The organism is Brevibacterium sediminis (assembly GCF_013623905.1).
Taxonomy (GTDB): domain Bacteria; phylum Actinomycetota; class Actinomycetes; order Actinomycetales; family Brevibacteriaceae; genus Brevibacterium; species Brevibacterium sediminis.
In genome coordinates this window covers 41942-54989 of sequence record NZ_JABKDD010000021.1, presented here as the reverse complement: position 1 = coordinate 54989, position 13048 = coordinate 41942, and the positions used below count along the sequence as shown (strand labels likewise).

The following is a 13048-nucleotide window of genomic DNA, read 5'->3' as shown; positions in this document are numbered from 1 at the left end:
CGAAGGGCAATCGTGGACGTCTGGGTTGCGAGGTCATTGGGGGTGTTCCTTCGTTCAGTGGAAACACCCGGTCTGATAGTGCTGGTCAGACCGGGTGTTGCACTAGAACTTAGAAACCGCCGCGGAATTTCTTGACCATGTCGACCACCCAAGGGCAGTGAAAATCTGCATGTGAGGCTATGAAACTCCGTGCGGCGCCCTCAACCGGACGAGAGCGCGAATGATGATCCACAGTATGAGGACGATCCAGACTGCCAGTCCGCACAGCACCAGCAGGGCATCTCCGACCGATCCCGCAGATCCACTTGAGTAGAGCAGGGCCGTCCCGAGCGCACAGAGAGCGAGGCCCATGAGGCCGGTGATGAGCTGGCTCTTCGACAACGCGCCGCGGAAATAATGTAGAACCAAAGCCATTCCGGCGACACATTGCGCCACGATTCCGATGACCGTCGAAATCCACAGGTCCGTATGCGAGCTGACGATCGGAACCAGCCATATCTGCCAGGCGGCAAAGGCCAGGCAGGTCAATGACACCCACTTCATGCCGAGCTTCTTTTCACGCTGAACTCCTTCGCCGTGGCGCTCGAACCGACGTTGATGACCGGTGGACTCAAGTGTATGGGCAGCTCTCGCGGATCGGTGGTCACCGTCCATACTGGAGAGATGGCGAAGATATGGCTGTCCATCGACGTGGAACTGCTCAGCGGAAAGGGAAACTCTCTGTGGCCGCGGCCCGGACGAACGTTTGCCGTGGGGCCGGCGCACACCTTTGCGGACTTCGCAGAGGCCATCAATTCGGCCTTCGCGCGCTGGGATCTCTCGCATCTCTCGGTCTTCACCTTGGCCGATGGGCGAGTCATCACCGACGAGGCCAGCGCTGAGGAATTCAGTGCATCGGAATTCGGGCCGGTCCAGGAGACCTTCGATTTCGCACGGGTGAAGGTGGCGCGCGAGGTGAAGCCCGGTGACGAGTTCCAGTTCACCTTCGACCTCGGCGACAACTGGACTCATCGGTGTGCAGTCAGCGAGTGGAAGATCGACCCGAACCTGATCTTCGACGCCATGCCCGACCATCCTGTCGCGATCTGGGGGTGGGGTGCCATGCCCGATCAGTACGGCAGGCGGTGGGCGACCGATGACGGCAGCGAACCGACCCCGCCGGAACCGGACGCTGCAGACCCGATGACGCAAGTGGTCTGGCCGGACGAAGATGAACAGCCGTTCGTCGACGCCCGAGAAATCCGGGCGGCCACTGCGACGAAGGACGCCGACCGTCTCTTCACTGCGGTCCGCGGCAAGCACATCGACGAGGCACTCCACCTCCTCGGTGCAGGCCTGTCCATGGCGCTCGACCAGGACCGCGACAGTGCGAAGCCGATCGTGGTCTCGGTACTCAACCGGCTGACCTGCCGCGAATTTCCCGGCGACAGTGAACTCCTTGAGGCGCTGGCGGCCCGGCTGCGGGGCGAACCGACTCCCGGTATTGACCTGGATGTCGACATCGAAATGCTCTCAATGACTCACGAAGGGTCGTTCGACGAGTCCGACGGAGGCTATCTTGACCTCCGAACCGGTGAGGTCATCGACTCCATGGTGGTCGACTATGGTGATTCGGGCATCGACTTCGACGAGGACACGGACCGGTTTGTGAGGTTCGACGGCGCAGAGACCAAAGACGGTTGGAACGATATGTATGCCTTCGTCTCAGGACTGCGCGACCCGGAGGTCCGAGATCGGGGACTCATGGCGATCGAAGGCAGGGGAGCTTTCCGCCGTTTCCGCCGGTTCACCGACGACCATGACCTCGGCGACCGGTGGTTCCAGTTCTCTGAGGACCGGAAGTACGGACGAGCCCGCCTGATCCTCGCCGAGAACGGGATCAGAGTCGTCTGAAGAACCGAGGTGGTCGTGCTGTGGCGACTTGCCCGGCCGACTACTCGCGGGCGAATTGAGCGCCGAGGTCCTTGACTATGGTCTCTGCGGATCCGTCCTGGGCGCTGCGGTATCCGGTTCCGGCCCACAGGTGCAGGCCGTGCGGGTCATCGGCCTTCTTCGCCGCGGCGCGGAGCTCCTTCGTCAGATGGTGCACGGCCGGATAGGCGTCGACGGCGATCGGGTCGAACGTCCGCACGAAGTCATTGACCAGCGCACGCGCGGGGCGCCCGGTGAACGCCCTGGTCAGCTGGGTGTCCGTGAACTCGTCGTCGGCCAGTGCAGCCCGATGAGTGGGTGCCGTTCCTGCCTCGTCGGAGCGCAGAAGCAGGGTGCCGACGACGACTGAGCTCGCCCCCGCACCGAGGAGCTCTCCCACCATGGCCTCACCGTCGACTCCGCCGCCGGCTGCCACGGGCAGGTCCACCTCGGCGAGGATGTCACGGACGAGATCGACGGTCGCGCGGTCCTCGATGGTCCGCGTCGGATCGGCCGTACCCGAATGTCCGCCGGCGTGCGGACCTTGGACGATGAGCCCGTCGACCCCGACTTCGGCGGCCGCACGGGCCTCAGCAACCGAGGTCACCGTGGCGACGACCTGAGTGCCGACGGCGTGGAGGCGGTCGACCGCCTCGGCGGTGGGCAGATTGAAGGTCAGCGAGACCAGAGGAACGGGGTGCTCGGTGAGCCAGTCGAGCTTGTCGTCGAAGTTGTCGTCATCCTCGACCGGTTCGGGATCGAGCGTGATACCGCGAGCGGCAGCGGCCGGTTCGAGCGCACTGACGAACCCGTCGAAAGCCTCGCGATCGACAGGGACGGGATTCGGAGCGAAGAGGTTGACGCCGAAGTTCGAGGTCGTCTCGCGCATCCGTGTGATAAGAGGGGCGAGAGCCTCGGCGGTGAGATACCCGCCGGCGACGAAGGGGAATCCGCCGGCCCGGGCGACAGCCTCGGTGAGTTCGGGCGTCGTCGTCCCACCGGCCATGGGTGCACCGATGATGGGCAGTGAGGTCTTCGCGAAGGCGATCGTCACGGTTCTCTCCTATTATCGGCGGCCCGGGCTCGGCGTCTGTAGCCGAGCGAGGCGGCCGCGTGGTCGTGCGTGCTCATCGCCATTCTCACACGATCGGCCGCGGCGAGTATGAGGTGACCGGTCGAAGGTATCCCTCGGAAGTATCGGTCGGCGGGGGAGAGGTGGGCTCTCCGGCGTGATGTGCCGAGGCAGACGCGGTTCCTAACTTCGGTGTCATCGCCCCGATTCCCTGTGATCGGTACTGAACGACTCTGACAAGGAACTGCCATGACACTCATGCTCAACGACCCGGCCCTGCCCGCCGGCACCGAGGTCGTCCGAACCCCCGAGAGCGCGGTCGCCCCGCCCGCCGAACCTCGGGCTCGCGAAACCCACACCGCCGCCACACCCCACCGCGACCAGGCCATCGACCTCATCCGGTTCGGCTGCCTCGTCGTCGTGGTCATCCTCCACTCGATGATGAGCGCGGCCGTGCTCGGTTCCGACGGCACAGTGGCGCCGACGGTCGCGCTGTCGACGACCGCCGGATTCGCCGCAGCGTCCTGGTTCTTCCAGGTCATGCCCCTGTTCTTCATCATCGGGGGATACGCGGGCATCACCGGATGGCGGCGCACCCGTGCTCGAGGCGGAACTTGGACCGACTATCTGCGCGCCCGACTGCGCCGCCTCGCCGTACCCACAGCTGTCCTCGTCGTCATTGCCGGAATCGGACTGTCCGCGGCCGCTGACATGGGCGTTTCCTCCGAACTCATCGCCGAGGCGAGCCGCCGCATCGGCCAGCCGCTGTGGTTCCTCGCCGTCTATCTCGGCCTGTCCTCGCTGGTGCCGGTAGCGGTACATTTCCATGAAAGAGCGCCGAGGCGGTCCCTGGCAGTCCTCGCCGGTGCCGTCATCGCCGTCGACGTTCTCTCCGGAACGACAGGGATTGCCGGCCTCGGCTATCTCAACTTCGTCGTCGTCTGGCCGCTGATCCAACAGCTCGGGTTCTTCTTCGCCGAGGCCTCCGACCGCCCGATCAGCCGTCCCGTGGTGTGGTCGGCGCTTGCGGCCGCTCTGGGTCTCCTCGGCGGACTCGTGGCAGCCGGGGTGTACAGCCCGAATATGCTCGTCAACCTCAATCCGCCGACCGGCGCCCTCGTCCTGCTCGGCGTCGCGCAGCTCTGTGTGCTGCATCTGTTCCATGCCCGGCTGAATCAGGCGCTCAACGTCGATCGGCTGTCCGCAGAGTCGACGATGGTTCCAAGAGAAGCCCCCGCAGCCCTCGCCGAGGCGGCCCCCTCCTCCCGAATTCTGACCGCCCAGTTCTGGGCGCGGGTCATCGCCTGGGGCAATTCCTACGGAATGCAGGTCTACCTGTGGCATATGAGCGTCGTCATCGTCCTCATCGGCGCTCTCGGATGGCTGGCGCAGACAGTCGTCGGCTTCCCGACGGGGATTCTGCTCGACCTGCCGACCGGCACCGTCGCCGAGTTCATCCTTCCCGAGATCGAGTCGGGATGGTGGTGGGCGACGCGTCTGCCGTGGCTGCTTGCAGTCATGGGACTCTCCGCGCTGGTCGCCATGGCCGCGGAGCGGATCCCGTTCCCCTCCGAACAGCGACTGGCCGCAGTCGGTCGCAGCCTCTCAGCGCTTGTCCGTGCTGTCCTTCCGCAGGGTTTCCCGGTCCAGGCATTCAGCTCGCGGGCGCGCGCCATTGTCGCTGTCGGAGCGGCCACGATGGGCATTGCGATCGCCCTCCTCGTCGGAATCGCGCCGATGATCTGGACGGTCGTGGCGGCCGGCCTGCTGATGGGTTCGCTCGTCCTGTCGGCCGGGCTCACTCCACTGCGGCAGCCAGCTGGTCGGTGACAGTGCCCCAGCCGTCGAAGAACCCGAGTTCTTCATGCCGGGCGCGCTGCTCCGGGCTGCCGTGCCGCACGATGGCGCGGTAGTCGGTGCCGTCGGGATGATCGCCGAGGATGATCTCGGTGGTCATCGCCACCGGGTCCGGCAGCGAAGGGTGCCAGGAGCTGCTGACGGCGTTCGTGAACACGAGGCGGCTGCCTTCCTCGATGACGAGGAACACCGCATCGACATGCGGATGCCATTCGGTGCCGTCCTCGCTCATCCGGGTGACGAAGGCACCGCCCGGAGCGAGCTCGAGCGAATCCACGCGCAGACTCAGCGGTGCCGGAATCCACCATTGGGCCAGCTGATCCGGCGTGGTCCAAGCATCCCAGATCGCCTGCTTCGGGGCGCGGATGATCCGCTGGATGCTGAGGTCGAGGTCTGGATTCTGATTGCGGGTGCGAGAGAGCTGAGTGGTCATGATTCCTCCTTGGTCGGGGTGGGCCCGTCGGAGTCGACGGAACCCGTGGTGACGAACTGTTCGAGCCGGTCGGTGGCGCGTTCCCAGATGCGCCGCTGTTCCTCGAGCCAACCCGAGAGCAGATGGAACCGATCCTGGTTGAGCACACAGGTGCGCACGCGCCCGGACTTCTCGGTCCGGATGAGGCCGCACGATTCGAGGCTGCGCACATGTTTCATGAACGACGGCAGCGAGATCGACAACGGCTCGGCAAGCTCTCCGACGCTGGCCGGTCCCCGCCCGAGACGCGCGATCACGCTGCGGCGAGTGGGGTCGGCCAATGCCGAGAACATCGCATCGAGCTCATCCGAATACTTAACCATGAGGCTAAGTATTACACCCTGGGGCGGCCTATGGGAAGAGGGCGGCTGAAAGTTCTGTGACGAATGATGACGACGATCATACTCAACTATTGTTGAGCAAGTGAGTTTACTGATACGGTGTTGATCGTCAACATTCCACGACATCACTTCAGCAGAGGGCATGATGATCGCTTTCAAGAATTCGCAGACCTGGGCGCTGTCCGCACGGTTCGAAGCTCTTGACTGTTGCTTGCCCATGCCGATGTTCCGGCTCGTCAACGGCTGATTTACCGCCGATTCCGGGCGCCCGGGCTTTTCTGCGGCGGAGGCTGTCGGGCCTCGCTCGCCTCGCCCCGCCGGACGCTCCGCGTTCTCGCGTGATTCTGGGGCGCCGAACAGAAAGCGCTTGATCTTTCCGGCGATATGTTGAGCAATCACTGCCGAATGGTCGGCCCGTGATCGTCGCAACTCGCGCCGACACCTTCGCAATCACCTCTGATTCACATCCACCACTGACACCACCCAGGACACCCATGACCACCATCAGCTCTCCCGCCGCTCCGACCCGCTCGCCGCAGCGCCGCTCTCACTTCGCTCTCGCCGTGCTCGCAGCAGGTTCCCTCCTCCTCGCCGGGTGCTCCGGATCGGCACAGGCCGAGGACGAAGATGCCACACCTCAGGACGGCGGAACTCTGAAGATCGCCTACGACGTCGATCCGACCTGCCTCGACGGACAGCAGCAGGGCACGAACGTCACCCTCAATGTCACTCGTCAGATCACGGACTCGCTCACCGATCAGGATCCGGAGACCCAGGAGATCAAGCCGTGGCTCGCCGAGAGCTGGGATGTCTCCGATGATGCGAAGACCTTCACCTTCCACCTCCGCGACGGGGTGAAGTTCCAGGACGGCACGGACTTCACCTCCGCCTCGGTGAAGGAGAACTTCGAAGCGATCCAGGATCTCGGCGCGAAGGCTTCCCTGGGGCAGACCTACCTCGACGGGCTGAAGTCGATCGAGACCCCCGACAAGCAGACCGTGACATTCACCTTCGACAAGTCCAACGCCCAGTTCCTCCAGGCGACGTCGACGATGTCGCTGGGCTTCTACTCCTCCGACACACTCGCGAAGTCCCCCGAGGAACGCTGCACCGGAGACATCGTCGGCACCGGCCCGTTCCAGGTGAAGTCCTTCGAACACAACAAGTCGATCGAGCTCGCCCGGTTCGACGACTACGACTGGCCGTCATCGATCGCCGAGCACGAAGGGCCGGCCCACCTCGACGGCATCGAATTCTCCATCGTCCCCGAGGCCTCGGTGCGCAACGGTTCACTGCTGTCGGGACAGGTAGATGTCGACTTCTCCGTCCAATCCCAGGACGAGAAAACCCTCGAGGCGCAGGGACTGGGCATCGCCTCCCGACCGAACCCGGGCGTCGTCTACAACCTCGTGCCCAAGCTCACCGGGAACATCGCCAAGGACAAGTCGGTGCGTCAGGCGCTCGTCAAGGGCATCGACCGCGACCAGCTGCAGAGCGTGATCTCGCAGCACCAGGCTCCGGCCACCTCGGTGCTGGCGAAGTCGACCCCTGAGTACGAAGACCTCTCCGATCTGCTCGCCTACGACCCGGACGGGGCGAAGAGACTCCTCGACGATGCCGGCTGGAAGCCCGGCGACGACGGCATCAGGGTCAAGAACGGCAAGAAGCTGTCGACGACGCTGACCTACTGGCAGGACGCCCCATTCCTCGAGCTCGTCCAGCAGCAGCTGCGAGAGATCGGCTTCGACCTCAAACTCGAGAAGAAGACCACTGCCGAGGTGACCGCCCAGCAGGCCGAGGGCAAGGAAGAACTGACCTTCGGCAACCTCACCCGTGCCGACGGCGATGTTCTGCGCAACTACTTCGGCGTCGACGAACAGAACGGCAACGCGAGGAAGAAGAAGGAGAAGCTCGACGACATCCTCGCCCGCACGACCTCGACGCTCGACGAGAAGGAACGCACGGCGGACTTCACGAAGGCCGCGAAGATCCTCATCGACGAAGGCTACTCGATTCCGATCGTCGAACTCTCCGGAGTGATCGGCACCGGCAAGAATGTCCACGACTTCAAGTACGAGGCCTCCTCGCGCTTCCAGCTCTATGACACCTGGCTGGACGGTGAGCGGTGATGAGCCTGCGCTACCTGGCCTCCCGGCTGGCCCAAGGACTGCTCGTCCTGTGGATCGCGTTCACCTTCAGCTTCTTCCTCCTCTATTGGCTGCCCGGCGATCCGGTCATCACGATGCTCGGCGCCGGGGGAGAGCTGCAGAGCTTCGACCCCGCCGAGGTGGCCAGGCTTCGTGCCGAGTTCAACCTCGACCAGCCGTTGCCCATCCAGTACCTGCTCGCCCTCCTGGCCGTCGTCCGCCTTGACTTCGGCACCTCGATCCAGGCCGGCACCCCCGTCACCGAGGCGATCGCCGCCGCCCTGCCCCCGACGCTCGCACTCGCCGCGTTGGCCTTAGGTCTCGCGTTGGCGGTGGGGATCGTCATCGCGGTTGCCGCGACCCTGACCCGCCGCCCGTGGCTGCGCGACACCCTCGCGGCTCTGCCGGGACTGGGAGTGGCGTTGCCGACGTTCTGGGTCGGGCTGATGCTGCTGCAGGTCTTCTCCTTCCGCTTCCCGCTCTTCCCTGCAGTGGGCACCGGTTCCCCGGCCGCGATCGTGCTGCCGGCCGTGACCCTGGCGATCCCGCTGTCGGCGATCATCGCCCAGGTGCTCTTCCGCTCGCTGCAGAACGCGTGGATCCAACCCTTCGTTACGACCTTCCACGCCTCCGGATACACCCGCCTGCGGCTGCTGCTGCGCCAGGCGCTGCCCGTCGCGCTGCTGCCGGCGCTGACGATGGGCGGGGTGCTCTTCGGACAGGCGCTCGCCGGGTCCGTCGTCGTGGAGAACGTGTTCTCCCGCCAGGGCCTCGGCCGCCTCGCACAGACCGCTGTGACCGGGCAGGACATTCCGCTCGTCCAGGGCATCGTCCTCTTCGCCGCTGCAGTGTTCGTCCTCGTCAACCTCATCACCGACCTCCTGTACCCGCTGCTCGATCCGCGGCTGCGGGCCGCTCGTCGGAAGTTCGAATCGACGACTGGGCACACCCTCGCCGAGGCGGCCGACCGTGAGAACGCCACCGCCGGTGTGAACCCGGCGGGCTCGACGGCAGAGTCCGCATCGACGACGACCGAAGGAGGGCGCTCATGAGTCTGGTCACCGAACTGCAGAAGAACGATCAGATCGCACCGACCGGGCCCGGTGCAGACCGGCCCCACGAGGACCGGGTCCCTGGCGGCGGCACGCCCGGTCGGCTGCGTCGACTCACCTCGGCGGTGGGTTCCACCCGCATCGGGATCGTCGAAGTCATCGCGATCATCGTCCTCGGACTCGCCGCACTCGCCGCCGTCTGGCCGACCCTGCTCACCAGCGTCGATCCGCTCACCGGCAACCCGACCGACCGCCTCCTGGCACCCAGTGCCGAGCACGTCTTCGGCACCGATCAGCTCGGCCGCGACGTCTTCGCCCGCACCATCCACGGGTCCGCGCAGACCCTGTCGGCCAGCCTCGCCGCCGTGCTCATCGGGGTCGGCGCGGGCGTCCTCATCGGCCTCCTCGCCGGCTTCTTCACCGGGGTGCTCGACGCGATCTTCATGCGCACCGTCGATGTCCTCCAGGCCGTGCCCGGCCTGCTGCTGTCGATGGCAGTGATCACCGCGCTCGGCTTCGGCACCCTCAACGTCGCCGTGGCCGTCGGCGTGGCGGCCGTGCCCTCGTTCGCCCGGCTGACCCGCGCCGAGGTGATCCGGTGGCGCTCGACCGAATTCGTCCGCGCCGCCCGCGCCGACGGACTTTCGGCCGCATCGGTCCTAGCCCGGCACATCCTGCCCCAGGTCAGAGGCCCGATCGGGGCGCTGCTCGCACTCGAGTTCGGGTCCGCTGTGCTCGCCGTCTCCGCACTGAGCTTCCTCGGCTTCGGCGCCCCGCCGCCGCAGCCCGAATGGGGTCTGCTCGTCTCCGAGGGCCGCGACTTCCTCGCCGCAGCCTGGTGGATGACGACCTTCCCCGGACTCGTCGTCGCGGCGGTAGTGCTCGCGGCCAACCGTCTCTCCCACGCCGTCAACTCCGAGAAGGAATTCCGATGATCAACACCGATCTCCTCGCCTGGCCCGCAGCCGGTGCCGGCACCGAACTCCTCGACGATGCCGGTCTGGAGACCACCGAGGCCCAGCCGACACCGATCCGGGCCCGGTCGACCCTGTCGCCTCAGGACCCTGAGGTCCTCGAGGTTGCGGGACTGAGCGTCACCTACCCCGGTGCTCCCACCCCGGCGATCGCGGACATCGACCTCAGTCTCGCCCCCGGTGACACGCTCGCGATCGTCGGCGAATCCGGATCCGGCAAATCCACGACGGCAGCGGCCCTGACCGGACTCCTCCCGGCTGGGACGAAGGTTCACGCGCACACGCACAGCCACCTCGGCGAGGACCTCACCTCGGCGAAGCCGCGCACCTGGCAGCGGATCCTCGGTACGGGAATCGCGTACGTGCCGCAGGACGCGGGCGCCGGGCTCAACCCGGTGCGTACGATCGCCTCCGCCCTGGCCGAGACCCTGACCGTCAACGGTTATGCGAAACCGCAGATCAGACCGCGTATCGCCGAGGTTCTCACCGCCGTGGGACTCGACCCGCAGACCCACGGGCGACGGTACCCGCACGAACTCTCCGGCGGGCAGCGGCAGCGCGTGCTCATCGCCAATGCGATCGCCGCCCGGCCGGCGCTCATCATCGCCGACGAACCCACCTCGGCGCTCGACGCGACCGTGGCCAAACAGGTCCTCGACGTGCTGGGCGGCCTCGTCGCCGGTTCGCAGACCGCGCTCGTGCTCATCACCCACGACCTCGGCGTCGCGAAGGAACGCGCCGCAAAGCTGCTGGTCATGCAGGCCGGCCGCATCGTCGAAACCGGGCCCACCGAAGCCGTCCTCGCCGACCCCCAGCATGCCTATACGCAGTCGCTCCTCGCCGCGGCCCCGCACCTCGGGTGGGGGAGACTGCGGCCGAGCACCGACGCTGGCGCCACCGAGACCCACACCGGCGCCGAGGCGGTCCTGTCCGGCCGCGGCATCGTGCGGAACTTCGGCGGGGATCGTCCCGCCGTCGACGGTCTCGACATCTCACTGCGGGCCGGGGCGACCGTGGGAATCGTCGGCGAATCCGGGTCGGGGAAGACCACCTCGGCGAGGATCCTGCTCGGTGCCGACCGAGCGGATTCCGGCGAGATCACCCTCCACGGAAAGCCCGTCACCGATTACGGACGGAAGGACCTCGGACGGCGCATCCGGTACGTCCACCAGGACTCGAGCGCGGCTCTCGACCCGCACTACACGGTCGAGCGGATTCTCACCGAACCGCTGCGCGGCCACCGCATCGGCACCCGAGCCGACCGGCCGGGACGCGTGCGGGAGCTGCTCGACTCCGTCGCCCTCGATCACAGCCTGCTCACCCGCACGCCGCGGGAGCTCTCCGGAGGGCAGCGGCAGCGGCTCGCGATCGCCCGTGCGCTGGCCGTCGACCCCGAGGTGATCATCCTCGACGAACCCGTCTCCGCACTCGACGTCGGCGTGCAGGCGCAGATCCTCCAGCTGCTCGTCGACCTGCAGGATCGCCTCGGCGTCGCCTACCTCTTCATCTCCCATGACCTCGCCGTCATCGAGCAGATCGCCGACGAGGTGATCGTGATGAAGGACGGACGTGTCGTCGAATCCGGGCCGACTGCTCGTGTGCTGCACGAGAGCCGTGACGACTACACGCGGGCGCTCATCGACGCAGTGCCGTGCTTCGACGACTCCGCCGTGCGCACGGCCGAGCGCGCGACTTCGACAGAGACCACCGACACCGACCTGCGCGCGACGTCCACCGACACCGGCGACGTATCGCTGACCCCGAACCCCACCGAACTGACAGGAGCATCCCATGCCTGAATTCGACAGCAGCATCCCCGGCCAGCCGCGGCAGGTCCACCTCGCCGCGCACTTCCCGGGCGTGAACAACACGACCGTATGGTCCGATCCTGCCTCGGGCAGCCACATCGAATTCGACTCCTTCGCTCACCTCGCACAGACCGCCGAGGCCGGATTCTTCGACTTCTTCTTCCTCGCCGAAGGCCTGCGCCTGCGCGAACACCAGGGAAAGATCTTCGACCTCGACGTCGTCGGTCGTCCGAACACCACGGCCGTACTGTCCGCGCTCGCCGCCGTGACCAAGCGCATCGGCCTGGCCGGAACTCTGAGCTCGACGTTCAACGAACCCTTCGACATCGCCCGCCGGCTCGCGACGATCGACCACCTCTCGAACGGTCGCGCCGCCTGGAACGTCGTCACGACCTCCAACGCCTTCACAGGCGAGAACTTCCGCCGCGGCGGCTACCTCGACTACGCCGACCGCTACCGCCGCGCCGAGGACTTCATCGACGTGGCTCGGAGACTCTGGGACACCGCCGCCGGTGACGGGTCGTTCACGCATGCCAGCGACTTCTTCGACATCGCCGGACGCTTCCCCGCCGGCGCCCTGCCCGGCGGTCACCCCGTCGTCTTCCAGGCGGGGGACTCGGACTCCGGCCGTGACTTCGCCGTCGGCTCGGCCGACGTCATCTTCACCCGCCACTCCGACCCCGAATCCGGACGGAAGTTCTACGCGGACGTGAAATCCCGGCTGGCCCGCTACGGCCGAACCGAAGACTCCCTGAAGATCTACCCGGGAGTCTCCGTCATCCTCGGCGACACCCCCGCCGAGGCGGCCGAACGCTCCCGCGAGGTCGCCGCCCAGCAGGTCAGCGAGGCCGGTGCTATCGCCTTCCTTGAACGCGTCTGGGACCGCGACCTCTCCGCCTTCGACCCGAACGGACCTCTGCCCGATGTGCCGCCGGCCGGCGAATCGATCTCGCAGGGCCGGGTCAAGCACATCAAGAACGCGGAAGCCACGATCGCCTCCTGGCGGCAGATCGCCGAGGCCGAGAACCTCACCGCCCGAGAACTCGTCATCCGGGTCTCGACCCGTCACTCCTACGTCGGCACCCCGCACCAGGTCGCGACCGACCTCGCCGAGGCGGTCCGCACGAAGGCCGCCGACGGTTTCATCCTCGTCCCCCACCTCACTCCGGGCGGACTCGACGAGGTCGTTGAGAAGGTCGTGCCAGAGCTTCAGGAACTCGGGGTCTACCGCACCGAGTATCCGGACGGGTCCCTGCGGGAGAACATCGGACTGCCCGCCGCCCGCACCGCCGCTGACTGGGCCGCCGCCCGTCGCGAAGCCCGCAGCACCGCCGCCGCAGCAACCGACACCACAGAGATCGGTGTCGCCGGCACCCCCGACGCTCCGACCCGCGAACTCAAGGAGGTGGGCTGA

11 protein-coding genes are annotated in these 13048 nt (G+C 66.5%); 7 read left to right on the top strand and 4 right to left on the bottom strand.

Going from position 1 to position 13048, the window contains the following annotated elements; translation table 11 throughout:
• Window positions 1-177: 177 nt before the first annotated feature.
• The gene (locus tag HK108_RS17340) at window positions 178-654 is read right to left on the bottom strand and encodes a hypothetical protein (protein WP_181272438.1); all 477 of its coding nucleotides are present in this window, start codon (window positions 652-654) and stop codon (window positions 178-180) included.
• Between the two features lie 9 nt (window positions 655-663).
• Here HK108_RS17340 and HK108_RS17335 point away from each other — a divergent pair, with 9 nt between their 5' ends.
• Complete coding sequence (locus tag HK108_RS17335) at window positions 664-1893, top strand: UPF0158 family protein (RefSeq protein ID WP_181272437.1); 1230 nt, start codon at window positions 664-666, stop codon at window positions 1891-1893.
• Window positions 1894-1933: 40 nt separating this feature from the next.
• Here the strand turns inward: HK108_RS17335 and HK108_RS17330 are convergent, their stop codons facing one another.
• Window positions 1934-2965 carry an NAD(P)H-dependent flavin oxidoreductase gene (locus HK108_RS17330; RefSeq protein ID WP_181272436.1) on the bottom strand — a complete coding sequence of 344 codons (1032 nt, stop codon included), beginning with the start codon at window positions 2963-2965 and terminating at the stop codon, window positions 1934-1936.
• 267 nt (window positions 2966-3232) lie between these two features.
• Here HK108_RS17330 and HK108_RS17325 point away from each other — a divergent pair, with 267 nt between their 5' ends.
• Window positions 3233-4813 carry an acyltransferase family protein gene (locus tag HK108_RS17325; protein ID WP_181272435.1) on the top strand — a complete coding sequence of 527 codons (1581 nt, stop codon included), beginning with the start codon at window positions 3233-3235 and terminating at the stop codon, window positions 4811-4813.
• Here the strand turns inward: HK108_RS17325 and HK108_RS17320 are convergent.
• Complete coding sequence (locus HK108_RS17320) at window positions 4782-5273, bottom strand: SRPBCC domain-containing protein (RefSeq protein ID WP_181272434.1); 492 nt, start codon at window positions 5271-5273, stop codon at window positions 4782-4784. The genes HK108_RS17325 and HK108_RS17320 overlap by 32 nt on opposite strands.
• Window positions 5270-5635, bottom strand: a complete 366-nt coding sequence (locus tag HK108_RS17315; RefSeq protein ID WP_135810474.1) for an ArsR/SmtB family transcription factor — start codon at window positions 5633-5635, stop codon at window positions 5270-5272. Before HK108_RS17315 ends, HK108_RS17320 begins: the two co-directional genes overlap by 4 nt.
• A 512-nt stretch (window positions 5636-6147) precedes the next feature.
• On the opposite strand from HK108_RS17315, the gene HK108_RS17310 reads away from it, so the two are divergent.
• The 5 genes from HK108_RS17310 to HK108_RS17290 are packed head-to-tail and all read left to right on the top strand — an operon-like array spanning window position 6148 to window position 13048.
• A complete protein-coding gene (locus HK108_RS17310) occupies window positions 6148-7782 on the top strand; it encodes an ABC transporter substrate-binding protein (protein WP_181272433.1) in 1635 nt (544 codons plus the stop codon).
• The gene (locus HK108_RS17305; protein ID WP_181272432.1) at window positions 7782-8852 is read left to right on the top strand and encodes an ABC transporter permease; all 1071 of its coding nucleotides are present in this window, start codon (window positions 7782-7784) and stop codon (window positions 8850-8852) included. Before HK108_RS17310 ends, HK108_RS17305 begins: the two co-directional genes overlap by 1 nt.
• A complete protein-coding gene (locus HK108_RS17300) occupies window positions 8849-9787 on the top strand; it encodes an ABC transporter permease (RefSeq protein WP_181272431.1) in 939 nt (312 codons plus the stop codon). The genes HK108_RS17305 and HK108_RS17300 overlap by 4 nt, the downstream gene beginning before the upstream one ends.
• The gene (locus HK108_RS17295; protein WP_181272430.1) at window positions 9784-11625 is read left to right on the top strand and encodes a dipeptide ABC transporter ATP-binding protein; all 1842 of its coding nucleotides are present in this window, start codon (window positions 9784-9786) and stop codon (window positions 11623-11625) included. The genes HK108_RS17300 and HK108_RS17295 overlap by 4 nt, the downstream gene beginning before the upstream one ends.
• Window positions 11618-13048, top strand: a complete 1431-nt coding sequence (locus HK108_RS17290) for an NtaA/DmoA family FMN-dependent monooxygenase (RefSeq protein ID WP_181272429.1) — start codon at window positions 11618-11620, stop codon at window positions 13046-13048. Before HK108_RS17295 ends, HK108_RS17290 begins: the two co-directional genes overlap by 8 nt.

Coding starts and splice junctions, on each gene's coding strand:
- HK108_RS17325 (WP_181272435.1), top strand. CDS start 3,233: ATGACACTCATGCTCAACGACCCGGCCCTGCCCGCCGGCACCGAGGTC.
- HK108_RS17315 (WP_135810474.1), bottom strand. CDS start 5,635: ATGGTTAAGTATTCGGATGAGCTCGATGCGATGTTCTCGGCATTGGCC.
- HK108_RS17335 (WP_181272437.1), top strand. CDS start 664: ATGGCGAAGATATGGCTGTCCATCGACGTGGAACTGCTCAGCGGAAAG.
- HK108_RS17305 (WP_181272432.1), top strand. CDS start 7,782: ATGAGCCTGCGCTACCTGGCCTCCCGGCTGGCCCAAGGACTGCTCGTC.
- HK108_RS17340 (WP_181272438.1), bottom strand. CDS start 654: ATGGACGGTGACCACCGATCCGCGAGAGCTGCCCATACACTTGAGTCC.
- HK108_RS17300 (WP_181272431.1), top strand. CDS start 8,849: ATGAGTCTGGTCACCGAACTGCAGAAGAACGATCAGATCGCACCGACC.
- HK108_RS17290 (WP_181272429.1), top strand. CDS start 11,618: ATGCCTGAATTCGACAGCAGCATCCCCGGCCAGCCGCGGCAGGTCCAC.
- HK108_RS17320 (WP_181272434.1), bottom strand. CDS start 5,273: ATGACCACTCAGCTCTCTCGCACCCGCAATCAGAATCCAGACCTCGAC.
- HK108_RS17295 (WP_181272430.1), top strand. CDS start 9,784: ATGATCAACACCGATCTCCTCGCCTGGCCCGCAGCCGGTGCCGGCACC.
- HK108_RS17310 (WP_181272433.1), top strand. CDS start 6,148: ATGACCACCATCAGCTCTCCCGCCGCTCCGACCCGCTCGCCGCAGCGC.